This window comes from Marinifilum breve (genome assembly GCF_003202155.1).
Taxonomy (GTDB): domain Bacteria; phylum Bacteroidota; class Bacteroidia; order Bacteroidales; family Marinifilaceae; genus Marinifilum; species Marinifilum breve.
Genome location: NZ_QFLI01000001.1, coordinates 709,024 through 723,904, shown reverse-complemented (window position 1 = coordinate 723,904; position 14,881 = coordinate 709,024). Strand labels below are relative to the sequence as shown.

Sequence of the window (14,881 nt, the reverse complement as noted above, 5' to 3'; positions counted from 1 at the left end):
AAGCAAGCTTGTGAATTGATCAAGCGAAATACAATTGATCTCTGGAATCCGTAATGAGACATGGAATTTAAACTTGAATGACTATCTGTTGTTGACATAAGAATTAAGAGGGGTAATTTATCTTTTATTTCGTTAAGCTATAATTGTGTGTAAAATAATTATAGGAATGCTTTGCTGTGGGATTATTGTTTTGTACTTTCATTGGTTGAAAAGGAATTAGTGCATTTTATACACCCTATTGGGTGGGTTAAAGTGCATTAATGCGCTTTATATACCGTTGTGGGGTATTACATGCATGACTTACAAAAAATATAAATAAGACTAATTAATCTTCAATCATGAGATGGATTATTGCAACATTCATAATTATGACAATTGTTTCTTGCTCACTTGCTAACAGTAAAAAAGAATCTGTAACAAGTGATAAAAAAGAAATACGCTCACAGAATACAACAGAAAAAAAGGTTGTTAATGGGGAATTTCAAAAATTCTTAAATCAATTGGACTTTTTAGAATTACCTTATGAAACAAATTGTTTTAACGATTACAAGCAAGACAAGGAAATAAGTCAGGAATTAACCATGAAGTTCAATGACAACGAACTGGAATATCCATATAAAAAAATAGCTACGACAGAAAAATTTAAGATTATTATTTTTTTAGCATCTGCGGATGTTTTACTTCCAATTGTTAAGACTTACGACTTGAATGGAAATATAATTGATTCAGAACAACTGTTTTGGGGATATTGCGGTGGTGAACCTGGCTATTATCATACTGAGCATTTACAAATAAATTCAAGCAATTTAATTACTCATATTGACTCCACCTGGACTCATGAAGTTGATACAGATTACAACGAAATAAAAGGAACAGAAAAGTTTGAATTAAAGGTCATTGATTTTGTAATAAATAGCGATGGAACTATTGAAAAGAAACAAAAATAACACCCCACAACAATAAATAAAAGGCATAGGCTGTCAGTACAAATTTGGGAGGTATGCTTTTTTAATAAGTTCGCCGAAGCTTTTGCTTCGGCTAGTTAAAAGAATAGATTTACAACCAAAACAAAAGCTTCGGTTTGGTGGGATTTCGGAGGTTAGGATTTTCAAATCAGCCTATAGATTCTTATTCAGAACGTTGGCGAGCATAAAAGAGAGATATGAAACTTATTTGCATTTTAGTAACGATAACTCTACTTTTTCCTTTTGGAGAGAATTCCAAAGAAAAGAAAGCTCTTGCAATCGAAATAGGATCAAATTTAGCTGAGAACAAAATACTTTGCTCCTTTTCTCATCCAGATAAGAAAGATGAATTCTACATTATGATCGAAGGTAGTTCTATACTTAAAGGAAATGTGAGGTTTACAATTACTAATTATAATAGAATTAAAATATATGAAGAGGAATTTCCCGCAATATTTTTAATTGGTCATGGATTGCCTTTTGAAGCTTCGGAAATTGAAAAAGAAAATTTCATAAAGAAACGAATCTCTGAGTTCTTCAATGAGGATAATTTTTCTTCACCTGCAATTAGTGCTGAGGATACATTTGACGAGGATTATTCAAATAAAGAAATATGGGAAGATATCAAGTCTGACCAGACAGCAATTGGATTTTACTATCTTATTGGAGAGGGAGATGGAAGAAGTATAGCTTATTCAAAAAAATTAAAGAAAGTAGTAATGTATTTCAATTGCTGCTGAATTAAAACATGATAGATAAGAAAATGAGAGAGGCGAAATAAATGGAGAAACTTAAAACAATTGTCAGTTTTGATTTACCGCATGAAGCTCATTTTGCCAAAACAAAACTAGAGTCTGAAGGGATAAAAGTTTATTTAAAAGATGAACTAACTGTGCAGGTGGATAATTTTATATCTAATGCTATTGGCGGAGTTAAGCTACAAGTTTTTGAGAGCGATCTTAAGAGGGCAAGTGAAATTCTAATGAAAGCAGGATTTATTAAAACCAAGAATGTTGAATTTGAGCCTTATGAATCTAACTTATCTAAACTTACATCTAAAATACCGCTTATTGGCAGATTAGCTTTTGAAGTAAGAATGCTTGTAGTATTGGCAATTTTGGTGATTGCGACATTAGTTCCCATTGTGCTGTTATCATTGCCAAGCAAAATAGAATTAATTACTAGTGAAACTTGGTATCTGAATACAATTAGATACAATGGAAAACACTATAAACTCCAAACGAATGAACTACAATTGGTGTTGTCAAATGGATATTCAGAGAATATTAAATTTTATGAGAATGGAACGGTAAGGATGCCGGGCTTTAATACACCTTCGATTGAAGCAAAATGGAAATTGGAAAATAATAAACTGATAATATTTGAATCGGACACGTTAAACTATATTTACGATGGGAGTTATGAGATGAATGTGAATTCAAATTCAATCTCTCTTGAATCTAAGTCAACAAAAATAGTTGGACGCATTGGACGAGTTCGTCTGTTCTGAGGAATTCTGTTCCCTTGCTAGCGCAAGCTTATAGCTCGTGCTTTGCGAATGTAAATTAGGTTAATTGAATACGTTTGAAGATAACCGATAGGTGTTATTATTTTTAAAGCAAAGAGTTTAAACTTTGGATGATAAAGTTAGTTAGATGATTGATCAAGACTTACCAAAGATACCTGCTCTGAGAGTGGAATACGAACTATCAGGGTGCATTTAATCTTAGCAACAATTTTAAGAAATGAATATAAAAGTAACAGACGAAGTTGATCACAAGTCTTACGATAGAGTTGTCGAATTATTAGTTGAATTCAATAATAGTCAGACTGAAAAAAATGCTGATGAAATTAATAAGCCGATTGAAATTATCGTACGAGATGATAAGGGTGAAATTATTGGTGGACTTTATGGTCGTTCAATTTGGGGAACATTAGAGATTAAAACATTTGTTGTAAAAGCTCAAAATAGAAACAAAGGAATTGGGAAAAAGATAATTCTTGAAGCAGAAAAAGAAGCGAAGAAACGGAATTGTAGGTTTATAAGTTTAGATACGTTTTCATTTCAAGCACCTAAATTCTATGAGAAACTAGGGTTTGAAAAAGTTGGTACTGAAACTGATTTCCCCAAAGGCTTTGATAAATATTATTACCGAAAAAATATATAAAACTGATGTCAACCCCGCCAGGGTGAGATTATAGTTTGTGATTTGCAAAAGTACTGCTCTGCGTAGCAAAATGCTTTTCTGCCCGAGGGCAGAGATCCGAGCTACAAGCTTGAACGAGCAGGGGTAGCAGGGGAATCAAAAAGAATTATGAATTAAAAAACTAATGCATGAAAGAGAATACAATTTTGTTCATATCGACTTTTATTATTGTTTTTTTATGTGTCAGCATTATAAATGTGAATGCTCAATCGGATAATCAAAAAACACAGAAGAGCCTTACCATTCAACTTAATGAAGATAAAACTGTAAAAAGAGTTGAAGCTGTATTCACTAGAAATCTGACTCTGGATAGTTTAGTGCGAATTAAAAAGGGTTTACAGGTAATCGACATAACTGTACATTACAAAAAGATTGAATTTGATCGTCACGATCTGCTGGTAAATCTTGTTTGCGAAGTTGTTTGCAATGACGGTTCTGGTGCAAGATTTGAAACTGGTGATTTGAGTTCACAAAATAGAACAGAAATAATTGGATTCTACAGAGATTATACCCGAGATTCTTGCAGTACTGCTACAATAGGATTGTTAGATAAAGCTAACTACCCCCTCCGCTAGCGCGAGTTTGTAACTCGTGCTCTGCGTAGCAGAATGCTTTTCTACCCAATGGCAGAGATCCGAGCTACAAGCTCGAACCAACAGGGGTAATGGATAATACGAAAAATAGATGAGTTTAATGGAAATAGAGCAAATACTTGATAAGATATATCCGCTTCCCGAAGCTTCAAAAATGAAATTTAAAGAATGTACTACGGAGGTCAAGCTTTCAAAAGGACATATTTTATTGAAGGCAGACCGAATAGAAAAAAGCATATACTTTATTAAGAAAGGAATTGTTCGTGCGTTTGCTGATTTAGCAGATAACGAGCTTACTTTTTGGTTTGGTAAAGAAGGCGATCCTGTTATTTCGATGAAAAGTTATATTGAAAATCAAAAAGGATATGAACACATCGAGCTGTTGGAGGATTGTATATTATATGAACTAAAAACTGAAAAATTACAAGAGCTTTTTAGCAATGATATAGACATTGCCAATTGGGGGAGAAAATTGGCAGAAAAAGAGCTGGTTAAAACAGAAGAAAGACTTATATCCAGACAATTTAGGACTGCTACGGAACGCTATAATGATCTTGTGAATGACCATCCTGATTTATTACAAAGAGTGCAATTGGGACATATTGCTTCTTATCTTGGCATTACACAAGTAAGTTTAAGCAGAATTAGGGCTAATATCAGGTAGCAATACTTTTTTATCATTTGTAAAATTTTATTTCGATTCCATTTTTGACCTTTGGGAAAAATTTAAACGAAATGAATTGGATTATTTTAATTATTGCAGGAGTATTTGAGGTAGCATTTGCCTCTTGTTTGGGAAAGGCGAAAGAAACTACAGGAAATGAAATGTACTTATGGTATATGGGATTTCTCATTGCGCTGGGTGTAAGTATGGGACTTTTAATGAAGGCAACACAAACTTTGCCAATTGGAACTGCTTATGCAGTATGGACAGGAGTAGGAGCAGTTGGAACTGTATTGGTTGGTATCTTTGTATTCAAAGATCCTACTAACTTTTGGAGACTATTTTTTATCACAACCCTTATTGGTTCCATAATTGGAATGAAAGTGGTTTCTCACTAAAATATAAAAATTGAGACAGCAGTATTGCAATTAAAGTTTATACCAACTGGGAGTAAGAGAAAATCAAGCGAAGCTAAATGCTTCGCTTTTTTTTTTTTAAGTGATCGCCCATAAGTAACTTGTATAACAAATTGTAGCAAGTCTCATGGAAAATCTAAGTCATAGCAGCCTAATATTTCTGGATTACTTCTTTCTGGTATTCCATTCCCTCTATTGCCTGTTTGCTGTGTTTGGGTGGATGTGGAACAAAACACGATTTGTACATCTGATTACTTCCCTGCTTACCTTGTTTTCCTGGTTGATTATGGGCATATGGTATGGCTTGGGCTACTGCTTCCTAACCGATTTGCATTGGGATGTGCGCCTAGCATTGGGGAAAGCTCCCAAGTCAAATTCATACATCCATTTCTTGATTCGGGAAACTACTGGTTTCGATCTTCCTGCAGCATTGGTTGATCAGGCCGTTGTACTTGTATTTTCAGCTTGCTTTCTTCTTACAATATCCTTAAATTTAATAGAGTACAAGAAAAAGAGGCAAAATGATCAAAAGAGAAAATGAGAATGCAGGTGTATCTTTAATTAGAGAGCTATCAGTGTTCAGAATGAAGCCTTTCAACCACTTGTACAAAGCCTAAGTCAATTAATTTTTCGTGAGTAATATGATTCTTGAAAGCATGATTTTAAAAGTCATGTGAAGAAAGCATTTCGAGTTCTAATTTTTTGCGAGACACACTTAAAGTTACATATATGAATTTACTAGTCATGTTGCCTTTTTTTCAGGAGCTATTAATTTTAATGGTGGTGATTTGGGCATTCTCTGTTTTGTTACGAAAAGTAGGTATCCCAACCATTATGGGAGAATTGGTAGCGGGAATTTTAATCGGACCCGCAGTGTTGGGCTTAATTGAACCCAACGAAATTATAGAAGTGCTCTCGCAACTTGGCATCTTTTTTATTCTGCTGCATGCTGGTGTGGAAACCAATCCACGCGAATTTGTAACGGCTCTTAAAAAATCCTTTGGCATTGCATTTATTGGTGCACTCTTTCCTTTTCTAACCTCAATGAGCATTGCCCTGCTTTTTGGATACTCGCTAAAAACATCCCTGTTTGTTGGGATCAGTTTAACGGCAACTGCTGTAGTGGTAACCTTAAAAATTCTTCAGGATCTTAATCTTACCAACACACGACTGGCCAGGGTGATTGTTGCCTCCTGTATTATCGATGATTTGTTGTCTTTGATCTGTTTTAGTCTGATACTGTCAGTTGCCAAAAGCGAAAGCGTTAGTGCCTTTTCTTTGTTGCTCATTACCGTGAAATCTACCTTGTTTTTTGTGGTAACCATTGTAGCCGGTTACTATTTGTATCCCCTGTTTAAGGATACTTTTCAGCATCGAAGTGGAAAAGGATTTACCTTCTTGCTGATATTGGGTTTGGGCTTTGGTCTTCTTGCTGAATTGATTGGTTTGCACATGATATTGGGTGCCTATTTGGCTGGATTGTTTTTTCGCGAAGAAGTGGCAAACAAAGAACTGGTCAAGAAGGTTGATGATCGATTGTATGCCATTGCCTATTCATTTTTGGGACCTATCTTTTTTATATCCTTGGGATTTCACATCACCTTCGAAGCTTTAACCGTTCAGGGGATCATACTAATGATGTGCCTGGTGATTGGGGTGATCATCATACAGATACTGAGTGCCGGTTCTATGGCAAAATTGGCTCAGTTTTCAACCGTAGAGTCCATAACGATCGGTATTGGAATGACAGGTAGGGCTGAGATGGCTTTTATACTTGCCGCAATTGGGCAAAAATTGCAGATTCTTGATAACAATCTGTTTTCGATTATTGTGTTCTCCACCTTCATCTTGAACTTCTTTGCAACATTTGGCCTGAAATATTGTGCCGGAGTGATTAAGCGAAACCAGAATAAGCAATTTAAAATGGAGATGTAATGCCTTTATTTTTATTCATAGCATTGGCTCTGATTCTTCTCTTGCGAAGGAGGAAGTGTTCTTCTTGTGGTCGCAAGTTTATCACTAGCATATTAACATACAATGGAAAAAGAGCTTACTGCAGGCGCTGTAGTTAGCTATCAAAACTTAAACACACACACTATTATATAATACCTATCATGAAAAAACTATTGTTCCTTATCTTATTTGCATTCTTCTTTACACCAAGTTGCGATGAGAAAGAAAGCTCGAATGTACTCCCTTGTACTTTTGTAGATTATTGGTATTACAATGATGAACCTTATTCAATCGGAGCAATGTCTGGTGATTACATATTGCTTGGTGTAAAATCAGTAAATACAATTGAATTGATTGAGGAATTTATTGCTTCGAAAACTTACTTTGACCAAAGCTTTAAATACAAAGTGTATGAAGATTCACTTTATCGGTATATTGTTGTAAAGCTTTACAAAACATGTATGTGTGAGGAAATTGCATGGATACTTGAAGATGCAAAGGAAAATTCAATCGTATCTTCTGCAAATTACACCATCGAATCAGCGGATTGTGACAATCCCATATTTGAAAAAGCTGGAGAAGAATGTGTGTATGCTTACAGTAATTTTTTCCACATAAGAGTTAAAGATCCAAGCGATTTGTCTGATTTAAATCATACGCTTTCCGAAACAAATACCTGGATCAAAGAACAGAATGATTTTATGGATAATTGGTTTTCTATCTATACAGATAAAGATTCTCGTGGGGATGCCCTGCAGATGGCAAATTATTTTTATGAAACCGGTCTGTTTGATGCAAGTGAGCCAGATATTTTTCAAATAGTGATAGAGTAGAATTGATCACACAGGAATTCTATTTATATGGACCTTAAAAATTAAACTATGGGAAAGAAAATTTTAATCAGCCTGGGAATTATCGTACTCATTGTAATTCTTTTTATTGCAGGTGTGAATGCACTTGGATACCATATTTTTAGCAGGACCGACTGTGAGTTCTTCAATATCGATAACATTGAGTTGCGCACTGGGATTAATATTCCTGCCATCGTAGATTCAGACTGCAAGAGCAATGGCAAAATAAAAGAAGCAAGCTTTAGTATCGACACTTCTAAAGTGGATTTAAAGGCTTACTCCTTAAAAAATAACTTTGTATGTAAAGATTCGGTTTACCTGAATGAATGGGAGACAGATAAAACCAAATGGGTTGCCACTTTAAACCAGGAAAGTGGCATTTTAAAAATCAAGATAGAATACAAAGATTAGAGCTAAAATCTCTTCAACAAATATTTGTATCGCAATTGGAACAGGGTGCAGCAAATGGATAAGCCCACAGGAAATCCAAACCAAATTCCTACTGCTCCAAAGCCCCAAACAAATGCCGATAGGTAGCTAAAGGGCAAGGAAATCACAAAGTAAGAGATGAAGGTGATGATTACCGGAATGCGAGCGTCGGCAAATCCTCGTAGTGTTCCTGCCAGTACAATCTGAATGCCATCAACCAACTGAAAAATACTGCAAACAATTAGCATTTGTGCTGCCAGATTGATTACTGTATGATTGTTGGTAAACATCAGTGGCAAAATGTTGCGAGCCCCTATAAATACAAGCATTAAAAGTGCACAATACAGGTACATGAGATTCATGGCGGTTTTGGTTGCTCTTTTAATTCCATGGCTATTGTTCTCGCCCTTGTAATGACTCACGCGTATGGTGGTTCCTGCTCCCAATCCCTGGTAAATCATGAATCCAAGGGTTGAAAGGGTAATGGCAACCTGGTGAGCAGCCAAACCTATTTCGCTTACCCATCCCATCATGATGGCACATAATCCGAAAGCACTGGCCTCCATTACCAATTGGCCACCCAACGGAATACCAAGCTTTACAACCTGCAAGCATTTGTCCCAACAAACCAAGCTTTGTTGGTGAAGTTTTACAAAGAACTTGAACTTCTCATTTCTATGAAAGAGTATGATGAATGCAATGGCCATAAATATTCTGGCCATTAAGGTTCCGATTCCGGCACCAATAAGGCCAAGCTCTGGTAAGCCCATTTTGCCATACATGAACATGTAGTTTCCTACGATATTGATCAAGTTGGCCCAAAGCATAATCTTCATGGCTGTTTTGGTATCGCCAACTCCTTCGGCAAACTGTTTAAAGCCATAAAATATCATCATGGGTATTACTGATATCATTAGAATCGCCAGATAATCCTGGGATGCTTGCAATATGGATTCTGGTTGTCCCATGTATGGGATCAGAAAATACAAAATCAGCAATACGGCAGCCAAGACTACGCCCATTAAAGTGTTGGCCATTAGTCCATTCTTAATCCATGATCCTATGGAGTCATAGTCCTTCTCTCCATAGTTTTTTCCGATTAAGGGGGTTAATGCAAATGAGTAACCCATGCCAAATATCAAGACAAGGCTAAATAGGGTGTTGGTGAATGATGCAGCAGCAAATGGAGTAGTTCCCAATTGACCAATCATGACATTATCGATTAAACCAACCGTAATTTGTCCTGCCTGCGCAATAATAACCGGTATACTTAGCGATAGTGTTTTTTTATATTCGGTGGAATGTTGTTCCCAAAATTTCATGGTACGTGTATAATTGATTTTTATAAGGAGATAAAGAATAATAACTTCCAAACTATATGGAAGCTGTACCCCTTAATGAATAGTTTGTAATGTTTTTAATTGAGTTCAGGCAAATACTCAATAGCCCTGTCTATGGGTTCTGCGTCGATAATATAATCAGCACTACTGCTTACTGTTTCTGATTTTGGAAATACTGCAAATGAAAGTGTAGACAGTTTAAACATGGCAACATCTGCTGGTCCATCTCCAAATGATATTACATTGCCTGAGTCAATTTTGTATTTCTTTAAAACATTTTCTAAGACTTTATTCTTTGTATTCTCTTCAACATTAATTTTTACCTGACCTGTGCATATCCCGTTTTCAAAAAGAAGTTCGTTCGAGATTACTTCATTCAAACCAAGTTCTTTAGCAGTTATTTCATTAAGGAGTGAAACTCCACTACTAATTCCAATGCATGGAATATTTTGATTTCTAAACCAATGGATTAAACTCTTAGAACCTCTTCGAATTGGATTTTGATTCATCACCTTCGCCATTTCATTTTTATGGATTCCTTTCCAAAGCATAGCAAGCTCTGGATATGATATTTCATGATTCATCCAAGCCTTATAGTATTTATTGCCTTCTATTTCTGTACCTAAATGATTGTGAAGTAACATCCAGGGATCTGTTGTTCTCCTTAAAGTGCCATCAATGTCGAAAATTGCAATGGTATTTTTCTTTTGAGTTTCTGATTTTGATATCATGCTGCAAATATATTTCGGTCAAAAAGTAAATTGCTTTACATTTGTTAAGTCAGAATCAAAAAATGTTTTTATGAGAAATGCTATTTCTGCTATCGATAGGTATTACAAACTGTCAGCTCAGAGCAAAGACTTAGTCATCCAGGAATTTGAAGAAGTCCGCATGAAGAAAGGGGAGGTGTTAATTCATGAAAACATTCGTTCGCCTTATCTGTACTTCATAGAAAAAGGAGCTGTCAAGAATCATTATATCGATGAGAAAGGAAACAAGAAAGTAGTTTGGTTCGGATTTGAAGGAAATATCTGTTTTTCTTTGAATTCATACATTGATATGGATTACATTCATGAGACTACAGAATTATTGGAAGACAGTTTGTTCTACAGGGTGAAAATAAATCATGTAAAAGCATTGTTCAAAGATCATTGTGATTGGGCCAATTGGGGGCGATGCTTTATGGAAAGCGTTTTTATCAATACGGTCCTCGAACTGGACGAATTTAAATCCCTTACTTCCAAGGAAAAATACATGAAACTCATTAAAAGCAACCAGAATGTAAAGGAAAGGGTTCCTTTAAAGGATATTGCTTCTTATTTGGGTGTTTCACCAGTAACCATAAGCAGACTGAGAAAAGAATTGAATGAGCTTTAAAATTCAAAAAGCATGAATAGAATCTATCATATCCTAAACGGAGATTGCTTAAGAGAGATGTTTCCAAAAAACATCAGGGGAGAATTGATTGTGGCTCGCGAATGTTTGGTTGATGGCGATGTGAGCGGAGAGAGCCTGGATGAGTTATTACAGGTTCGGGCAAAGTTTATCTGTAGCAAGTACCCTGTTTTTAGTGAAGAGGAATATCATCAGGGAACTTCAGCAGAGCTGAAAAAAGTGCTGGAGATACAAAAGGAGGATGAGGTAAATTTATGGTTCGAAGATGATCTGTTTTGTCAAGTGAATTTTTGGTTCTGTTTAAACCTACTCTTCGAAAATGGTAAAAAGCAGAACATTTATCTGGTTCGTCCTAATAAGGGAAACGAATACAACTTTGGCAGAATGAACCAGGAGGAGCTATCAAGTGCTCATTTCAACAAAATGTCAATCAATTCCAAATCCTTGAAACAAATGTCCAAATTGTGGAGAATGTATCAGAATGAGAAATGGACAGGTATGCATGAGATTGCTGAACAACTAAAAGAAGATTTCCCATTTTTACTTCCAGCTGTAAATGCACAAATTGATCGTTTGTCAAAGGAAAACGATGAAGGTAGACCCAAGGAAAGTTTACGTAAAATTATAATTGAATTGGAAACAACTGAATTTGCTCCTGTTTTTCAAGAGTTCTGCAAGAGAGAAGAAATATATGGTTTTGGCGATTTTCAGGTACGTTGCCTGCTTGATGAAATTTTGAAGAATAAATAATTCTCTTTGTCACCATCATTTATAATGATAAATCCTCAGAAGCAGTAAAAAATAGTTTTATCCCAATAAAGCTTCGTTTTGTCAACAGTTAGCTTATAAAGTGTATCCAAGTTTTAATGCTCGCGTAATAATCTCTACAGACTACTACTTAAATGAGCCTATGAAAAATTGTTGGGAGATAACGAAGTGTGGACGGCAGGTGAATGGTGAGAATGTGAAGGAGATGGGTGTTTGCCCAGCCGCACTTCCCAACGAATTTAATGGTGTTCATAAAGGAAATGCAGGAGGAAGATTTTGTTGGGCCATTAATGGTACCTTTTGTGGAGGAGAAATAAATGGAACTTTTGCCGAAAAATTTATCACCTGTTTGAATTGTAAAGTATTTAAGTATGTACAGGATGAAGAGGAACGGTATTTTAATGTAACTCCAGCCCAGGCAAAATTGAAGCGTTAAGTTGAAACTACTCACAAACAATAGAACCCAAGAGATAAAAAGAAGTAAGACCTTCCTTTTGTCTCTTTTATATTTTAATGATTTTTTGTTCTTCTCGTAAAAACCCAAGAACCAATAATTGCAGTAAAGGGAGCTACCAATACCAATCCAAAACTACCAACCAAGGTGTGAAGAATTTCTCCGGACACGTAGTTCAGGTTTAAAATATTGATCATCGGAGTGCCTTGTGCAATAAATACCATTAGTAAGGCAGAAAAACCACCTGAATAGGCAAGAAGAAGTGTGGTTGTCATGGTTCCTACAACAGCTTTACCAACTTCGAAACCCGATCGGCGCAATTCCTTTCTGCTGATTCCTTTGTTTGCCTGGTAAACTTCGGCCTGCGATGCAGAAATGTCCATGGCAATGTCCATAACCGCTCCTGAAGAAGAGATGAAAATACCCGCAAGGAAAATTTCAGTAAGATTCAGGTAATTGTACCCTGAGTAAAGCAAGGTTTCTGAAAATGGTTTAATGGCACCATGAATATTAAAGAGCGTTCCAAACAGAATTGCCATAATACAGGTAACCGCAACACCACTCATTGCCCCCAAAAATGCACTTACACCTTTTTTGTTGGTACCTGCTACTAGAAATATAATTACCGATGTTAGCAAGGCCACGATAGCTAGAGAAAGTGGGATAGGAGCATAGCCTTTTAATAATCCCGGGAGTAATAGTTTCCATATGGCAATCCCTGCAAACATAAAGGATAGCATGGCTTTAATTCCTGTCCATCCTGCAAAAGCTACCAGAATAATTACAAATAGCGCCAAAAGAAAAGCTTCCAATCGAATGCGATAGTGATCCACCACTGTAGCACTAATAATTTGTGAATTGTCTTCGTTTAAATTTAGTACTGTGAGTGTTTTGTCTTTGGGCAGAAAGAATTTGTCGAACTCCATTCTTCCCACCAACTGATTAAAAGCTGTTAGCTCTTCTCCTTTAAACTTACCATTTAGGATTTTGATTTTTAAGCTTTGTGTACCTGTTTTTATAATACCAGTTTCAACAATTAAACTGTTATCCGTTTCTAAAACCAAAGCTCTTACACGAGAGGTATTTTTGTCCGCTTGGGTTTCAAATCCATTGGGAAGCCAAACAATTATCGAGCTTATTACAATTAAGAGTACAATTAGAATTAAATCGGATTTTTGAGGTAGCTTAAATTTCAACATATGGCAAAGGTAGAAAATAGTCAAAAAGTCGTAAAGTCAAAAATAGGAAAAGTAAAAGCCCCGCAATTGCGAGGCTTATGAATTATTTGTTCTCTATTAATTTCATTAAGCTCTTTGGAACGTCGGTATTGTCGAAAAATCCGGTAAATAAATCGGCTCCTACACCAATAGAACGAATTGGAATTGGTGCAGCTGTGTGAGAAAAGGATGTCCAGCCAATACCAGCTTTTTGCGATAGAATATGACATGCAGTTGTTGTAAATGGATCGTAACTACCATACAACAAATAAAACTGATCGTCTTTCTTCATTTTCTTGTTGTAGTTCATGCTTTTATCGAATGCAGTTTTTAGTTGCTGCATCTCGAATTCACTTAACTCCAATCCTTTTTCAGCATCTCCTAAACCAAAGTGTTTTTTCACCAATGCCAAACCATCTTCTACTTTGTAATTTCTTATGTTGTTCTTTTTATAGTCAGAAATTAAGTTTGAGAAACTTTCGTATGATAAGTTCTGGTGTTGTAGTATCGCAAAGTCTGAGTGGTAATGACTACCAGAAAAGCCTAATGCCATACCACCAGTTTCATGATCGCCAGCAACCAATATTAAAGTTTCATCTGGATGTTTTTTGTAAAAATCCAAAGCAACAGAAACAGCATTATCAAACTGAATTACTTCCTGAATTACGGTTGCAGCATCGTTGGCATGACAAGCCCAGTCGATTTTACCACCTTCAACCATCATGAAGAATCCATTTTTGTTGTTTAGTAATTCGATTCCTTTTTCAGTGAATTCTGCAAGAGAAATATCTGTTTTTCCATTTTGATCAATGAAATAAGGAAGAGATTTTCCGCCAACCAATTTTGGCGCAATACAAATTACTTTATCATCGCCCTTTTTTAGTTTGTTGAACTCTTTAACTGAGTTAACAAATTCATATCCTCTCTTTTTTGCTAACTCGATTGAATTTGGCAGTTTATCTTTTAAATCAACATCTTCTCCCATTCCAAAATTGGCCATGATGTTTTTACTATCAACTTTACCATCGCCTTCCGGATGCTTGATGCCTCCACCTGCAAAGTAGTTGAAACCACTTTTACTTAGATCTAAACTAATATTGTAATACATGCTTCTAGTAGGTTGGTGTGCATAGAACGAAGCAGGAGTCGCATGATCTAATGAAACAGAAGTTACAATTCCTACCTTGTACCCTTTATCTCTGGCCATTTCAGCAATTGTCTGCAAAGGTTTTTGTCTTTTTGCATCCATACCTACTGTGCTAATTGATGTTTTTACTCCCGTAGAAAGAGCCGTCCCAGCCGCTGCAGATCCAGTAATAAATCTGTCGGTGGCATAAGTGGTATAAAAACCTTGCTTAGGTAAGGTGTTTAGTTTTAATTTTTTGATTCCATTGCTATTGTTAATGGCTCCTAAATAGGCTTCAGCCGTGTTGGCTTGCGATAAGCCCATACCATCTCCAATAAAATAGAAAATGTATTTTGGAGATGCTCCCTCATAATTATCTCTTTCGCTAGGTTGTGCAAAAACATTGCTAAAGCAGAATGTTAAGGCAAGCATCAAGCTAATGGTGATTGGTTTTAATCGTGTCATGTTTTTGGTTTAAATTTTTTTCAAAACTATAAAAAAAC

General features: G+C 35.9%; 18 protein-coding genes. 14 read left to right on the top strand and 4 right to left on the bottom strand.

Annotation, left to right across the window (positions count from 1 at the left end; all coding sequences use genetic code 11):
* Nucleotides 1–338: 338 nt before the first annotated feature.
* The 11 genes from DF185_RS03015 to DF185_RS02965 all read left to right on the top strand — a co-directional run bounded on the left by DF185_RS03015 (nucleotide 339) and on the right by DF185_RS02965 (nucleotide 8,060).
* Complete coding sequence (locus tag DF185_RS03015) at nucleotides 339–947, top strand: hypothetical protein (protein ID WP_133249937.1); 609 nt, start codon at nucleotides 339–341, stop codon at nucleotides 945–947.
* Between the two features lie 215 nt (nucleotides 948–1,162).
* On the top strand, nucleotides 1,163–1,705 hold the full coding sequence (locus tag DF185_RS03010; protein WP_110359231.1) for a hypothetical protein: 543 nt from the start codon (nucleotides 1,163–1,165) through the stop codon (nucleotides 1,703–1,705).
* A 41-nt stretch (nucleotides 1,706–1,746) separates the two neighbouring features.
* A complete protein-coding gene (locus tag DF185_RS03005) occupies nucleotides 1,747–2,475 on the top strand; it encodes a putative signal transducing protein (RefSeq protein ID WP_110359230.1) in 729 nt (242 codons plus the stop codon).
* Between the two features lie 235 nt (nucleotides 2,476–2,710).
* Nucleotides 2,711–3,133 carry a GNAT family N-acetyltransferase gene (locus DF185_RS03000; protein ID WP_110359229.1) on the top strand — a complete coding sequence of 141 codons (423 nt, stop codon included), beginning with the start codon at nucleotides 2,711–2,713 and terminating at the stop codon, nucleotides 3,131–3,133.
* 167 nt (nucleotides 3,134–3,300) lie between these two features.
* Nucleotides 3,301–3,747, top strand: coding sequence for a hypothetical protein (locus tag DF185_RS02995; RefSeq protein ID WP_110359228.1), 447 nt, complete (start codon nucleotides 3,301–3,303; stop codon nucleotides 3,745–3,747).
* Nucleotides 3,748–3,856: 109 nt separating this feature from the next.
* On the top strand, nucleotides 3,857–4,429 hold the full coding sequence (locus DF185_RS02990; protein ID WP_207784557.1) for a Crp/Fnr family transcriptional regulator: 573 nt from the start codon (nucleotides 3,857–3,859) through the stop codon (nucleotides 4,427–4,429).
* Between the two features lie 71 nt (nucleotides 4,430–4,500).
* A complete protein-coding gene (locus tag DF185_RS02985; protein ID WP_110359432.1) occupies nucleotides 4,501–4,827 on the top strand; it encodes a DMT family transporter in 327 nt (108 codons plus the stop codon).
* Nucleotides 4,828–4,972: 145 nt separating this feature from the next.
* A complete protein-coding gene (locus DF185_RS02980) occupies nucleotides 4,973–5,386 on the top strand; it encodes a DUF2784 domain-containing protein (RefSeq protein WP_110359227.1) in 414 nt (137 codons plus the stop codon).
* Between the two features lie 188 nt (nucleotides 5,387–5,574).
* The gene (locus DF185_RS02975) at nucleotides 5,575–6,780 is read left to right on the top strand and encodes a cation:proton antiporter (protein WP_110359226.1); all 1,206 of its coding nucleotides are present in this window, start codon (nucleotides 5,575–5,577) and stop codon (nucleotides 6,778–6,780) included.
* Between the two features lie 179 nt (nucleotides 6,781–6,959).
* Nucleotides 6,960–7,631, top strand: a complete 672-nt coding sequence (locus tag DF185_RS02970; RefSeq protein ID WP_110359225.1) for a hypothetical protein — start codon at nucleotides 6,960–6,962, stop codon at nucleotides 7,629–7,631.
* Between the two features lie 48 nt (nucleotides 7,632–7,679).
* Nucleotides 7,680–8,060 (top strand): hypothetical protein, encoded by a 381-nt coding sequence (locus tag DF185_RS02965; RefSeq protein WP_110359224.1) that lies wholly within the window; start codon nucleotides 7,680–7,682, stop codon nucleotides 8,058–8,060.
* 2 nt (nucleotides 8,061–8,062) lie between these two features.
* On the opposite strand, the gene DF185_RS02960 is transcribed toward DF185_RS02965, so the two are convergent.
* The gene (locus tag DF185_RS02960) at nucleotides 8,063–9,400 is read right to left on the bottom strand and encodes an MATE family efflux transporter (RefSeq protein WP_110359223.1); all 1,338 of its coding nucleotides are present in this window, start codon (nucleotides 9,398–9,400) and stop codon (nucleotides 8,063–8,065) included.
* A 95-nt stretch (nucleotides 9,401–9,495) separates the two neighbouring features.
* Nucleotides 9,496–10,149, bottom strand: coding sequence for an HAD family hydrolase (locus DF185_RS02955; RefSeq protein WP_110359222.1), 654 nt, complete (start codon nucleotides 10,147–10,149; stop codon nucleotides 9,496–9,498).
* Between the two features lie 70 nt (nucleotides 10,150–10,219).
* Here DF185_RS02955 and DF185_RS02950 point away from each other — a divergent pair, with 70 nt between their 5' ends.
* From DF185_RS02950 to DF185_RS02940, 3 genes are all read left to right on the top strand, one after another.
* Nucleotides 10,220–10,795: a Crp/Fnr family transcriptional regulator gene (locus tag DF185_RS02950; RefSeq protein WP_165835920.1), complete on the top strand. Its 576-nt coding sequence runs from the start codon at nucleotides 10,220–10,222 to the stop codon at nucleotides 10,793–10,795.
* A 12-nt stretch (nucleotides 10,796–10,807) separates the two neighbouring features.
* Complete coding sequence (locus DF185_RS02945) at nucleotides 10,808–11,563, top strand: DUF1835 domain-containing protein (RefSeq protein ID WP_110359220.1); 756 nt, start codon at nucleotides 10,808–10,810, stop codon at nucleotides 11,561–11,563.
* Between the two features lie 160 nt (nucleotides 11,564–11,723).
* The gene (locus DF185_RS02940) at nucleotides 11,724–12,017 is read left to right on the top strand and encodes a two-CW domain-containing protein (RefSeq protein WP_110359219.1); all 294 of its coding nucleotides are present in this window, start codon (nucleotides 11,724–11,726) and stop codon (nucleotides 12,015–12,017) included.
* A gap of 74 nt (nucleotides 12,018–12,091) precedes the next feature.
* Here the strand turns inward: DF185_RS02940 and DF185_RS02935 are convergent, their stop codons facing one another.
* Nucleotides 12,092–13,234: a YibE/F family protein gene (locus DF185_RS02935; protein ID WP_110359218.1), complete on the bottom strand. Its 1,143-nt coding sequence runs from the start codon at nucleotides 13,232–13,234 to the stop codon at nucleotides 12,092–12,094.
* 82 nt (nucleotides 13,235–13,316) lie between these two features.
* A complete protein-coding gene (locus DF185_RS02930; RefSeq protein WP_110359217.1) occupies nucleotides 13,317–14,843 on the bottom strand; it encodes an alkaline phosphatase in 1,527 nt (508 codons plus the stop codon).
* Nucleotides 14,844–14,881: the final 38 nt, after the last annotated feature.